This is a genomic window from Psychrobacter sp. FME6, assembly GCF_014861365.1.
Classification (GTDB): Bacteria; Pseudomonadota; Gammaproteobacteria; order Pseudomonadales; family Moraxellaceae; genus Psychrobacter.
In genome coordinates, this window is sequence record NZ_RRYW01000170.1 from 1 (window position 1) to 2968 (window position 2968).

The window sequence follows — 2968 nt, forward strand, 5'->3', positions numbered from 1 at the left end:
CAATGGTAGTGTGGCTCCGGCCATGTGAGAGTAGGTCATCGTCAGCTCTCTATTCTAAGTAAAACCCCCTGTGACATAAGTCACAGGGGGTTTTCTTTTGCCTGTACACTTTCTAAAGATATTAGTATATTCTTTCTTAAATTATCAACAAGTGTAGAATAGTGTATGATAAGTCTCTAGATAATACATTTGAACTGTCTATGTAATAGATTTTAAAAAAATCTCAAACAAGTGGTTAATTTATATGTTTTAAATTAAGGAATATTGATGTCAGGTAACCTCCCAATCTTATTGAGTTCTCCATCAGAAGTGAATTTTCCAGCCACAGTTCATACTGAAATAGAATTTCTTTCACAAGCCCGAAAACTATTAGATGCAGGCTTTCCCGATCACTCTCTTTTAGATATTTGGAATGCAGCAGTACATAATCTTAGACGTAGAGTAGAAGCGTATGGTTTGGATTTATTTATATCAGCTATAAAAGATGATGGTGGTCGAAAAACGTATGATAAAGATGGTGAGACTATAAATGAGAGGTGGTCAGGAGTTGATGATATGACGCTTATCAGTGGTGCAACCAAGTTAGGAGTACTTAACAAAAAAGCAGGAAAATCGTTGGAAATGATCAACTGGATGAGAAACCATGCTTCTCCAGCACATGCTAGTGATAGTAAGGTTGAGGCAGAGGATGTATTTGCTTTAGCACTTATGTTACAGAAAAATTTATTTGAAGCAGAAATGCCTGATCCGGGACATTCACCATCAGGCTTATTTGATCCAATTAAAAAGTCAGTGTTATCACATGAAAGTATCGAATTATTAAAAGATCAGATTAGAGCGTTTAAACAAGGCGATATAAGAATAACTTTTGGATTTTTATTAGATTTAATTACAAAGGGTGAATCACCAGCACTTAATAATGCCAGTAATCTTTTTACAGAAGTTTGGAATAAGTCGAATGATGATCTGAGAAAAGCTGCAGGTCAAAGATATCACTCATATTTGATTGAACCTGATTCCGATACTAGTGAAGATAGTGGAGCAAAAATAAGAGTTTTAGAGACTTTAGTAAAGGTTGATGGAATCAAGTTTATTCCAGATGCTGCTAGAGCAAGCCTTTATAGGCATGCAATTAAACAGTTGGCTAAAGCTAAAGATACAACATACGGTTGGACAGATGAAGAGAAAGCAGCTAAAGCGCTCAATCAATTTGGCCCTCATGTACCTTCGATAGCTTTTGAAGATGTATATCAAGAAATATTAACTGTATGGATCGGTAACTACTGGGGTCGTTCATCAGCTTATTTGACACTTCAACCATTTATTGAAGTTTTAAATAGTAACCAATTAATGTCACTCTCAAGATTGTTTTTAGAAAATGAAAGAGTAAGTGCAGAGTTAGTTTCGTCTAGACCAAAAGCGAAGGCTAAGGAACTTCTCGAAGCTATCAAAGGTGAACTAACAATTCAGGCTAGTATTGATGAGATTGACGAGATAATTTTTAAAATTAATAAAATGTAGAATCTTTAATAAGAAACTGCACAATGATAAAATACTCGCTGAGCTTCTAATCCATCGGTGAGCACAGCGTTATACATATAACCTTTTCTGACACTTCTTAATGCTATAATTAAATGTATCAAATAATTTAAAAAATTTTAATTTTACAATAGTAAATACTAATGAGAACTATTTATGACAACCTCAAAAGTAACGTACCAAGGTGATTTGCGTACCACTGCTATTCACCTACAATCAAACAATGAAATCATTACTGATGCACCTGTAGATAATCAAGGTAAGGGCGAAGCGTTTTCACCGACTGATTTACTGGCAACCAGCTTAGCTAGTTGTATGTTGACGATTATTGGCATCAAAGCTCGTGATATGGATATCGATATTTCAGGTACTAACGCTGACGTAACTAAAATGATGTCAGCTGATCCAAGACGGGTCAGTGAAGTACATGTTACTATTACTTTTAATCAACAGTTAGATGATAAAACGCAAAAAATATTCTATAACACCGCGCTCACCTGTCCAGTTGCTAAAAGTATTCATCCTGATATCATTCAAAAGGTGACTATTAATTCTAAGAGCTACTAATTATAAAAGCTGCTAATTCCAAGAACTATTAACCATAATAACGGTGATCGATATGGCTACCAAAACCTTACTTATCGTCGCTCATGCACCATCACCTAATACCAAAAAGTTGGCGCAAGCCGCTTATGATGGTGCTAGTCATCCTGATATAGATATCAATGTCATTCTTAAAGCGCCACAAGACACGCAGCCTAAAGATGTACTCGCGGCTGATGCGCTACTTTTAGGCACAACTGAAAACTTGGCTTATATGGCAGGATTGACCAAAGATTTTTTTGATCGTTGTTATTATCCTGTGCTAGAAGAGAAGCAGGGTATGCCGTTTGCCTTATACATTCGAGCAGGCCATGATGGTACGGGTACTAAGCTCGCTATAAAGACGATTACCACTGGACTGCGTTGGGAATGGATTCAAGAGGCACTGATTCTGCAAGGGGATTGGCAAGATAGTTTTGCTGAGCAAGTAGAGGAACTAGCGATGACACTAGCAGCTGGAGTAGAAGCGGGGATTTATTAGCTTACTGCTGTCTGGTTTGTCATGATTATTAATATCAACGCTTTAGCAATCAAGATATATAAGGATATTAACCATGTTTAATGAGGATTCAGATAATAACCAATCTATTGCCCCTGCTGGATTACCATTTTCTCAAGCGTGCGAAAACAACAAGCAGCTAATTCTAGAAGTTTTGCAAAAAGAGCTGCAAGATGCGAGTCATGTATTAGAGATTGGGTCGGGAACGGGGCAGCATAGCGTTTTTGCGAGAGTTTCCCAAACTTTGTGTAACTGCTTATAATCCACTAACTGGAGAATAAGCAATGACTACTCAATCTGACATCAAGAAACTGGCTGAGCAAATGG

General features: G+C 37.0%; 4 protein-coding genes. All 4 read left to right on the forward strand.

Annotated features, from left to right (window positions below):
- The first annotated feature begins 267 nt into the window (after positions 1–267).
- The 4 genes from EI162_RS13905 (at position 268) to EI162_RS13920 (ending at position 2903) form a co-directional block, all read left to right on the forward strand.
- Positions 268–1521: a hypothetical protein gene (locus EI162_RS13905; protein ID WP_192524894.1), complete on the forward strand. Its 1254-nt coding sequence runs from the start codon at positions 268–270 to the stop codon at positions 1519–1521.
- 174 nt (positions 1522–1695) lie between these two features.
- Entirely contained in the window at positions 1696–2106 is a 411-nt protein-coding gene (locus EI162_RS13910; protein ID WP_192524895.1) for an OsmC family protein, read from the forward strand.
- Between the two features lie 52 nt (positions 2107–2158).
- A complete protein-coding gene (locus EI162_RS13915) occupies positions 2159–2623 on the forward strand; it encodes a flavodoxin family protein (RefSeq protein WP_192524896.1) in 465 nt (154 codons plus the stop codon).
- A gap of 73 nt (positions 2624–2696) precedes the next feature.
- Positions 2697–2903 (forward strand): DUF938 domain-containing protein, encoded by a 207-nt coding sequence (locus EI162_RS13920; protein WP_192524897.1) that lies wholly within the window; start codon positions 2697–2699, stop codon positions 2901–2903.
- The last annotated feature ends 65 nt before the right edge of the window (positions 2904–2968 follow it).

Excerpts from the sequence above, each read along its gene's own strand:
- EI162_RS13915 (WP_192524896.1), top strand. The coding sequence starts at position 2,159 with ATGGCTACCAAAACCTTACTTATCGTCGCTCATGCACCATCACCTAAT.
- EI162_RS13905 (WP_192524894.1), top strand. The coding sequence starts at position 268 with ATGTCAGGTAACCTCCCAATCTTATTGAGTTCTCCATCAGAAGTGAAT.
- EI162_RS13910 (WP_192524895.1), top strand. The coding sequence starts at position 1,696 with ATGACAACCTCAAAAGTAACGTACCAAGGTGATTTGCGTACCACTGCT.
- EI162_RS13920 (WP_192524897.1), top strand. The coding sequence starts at position 2,697 with ATGTTTAATGAGGATTCAGATAATAACCAATCTATTGCCCCTGCTGGA.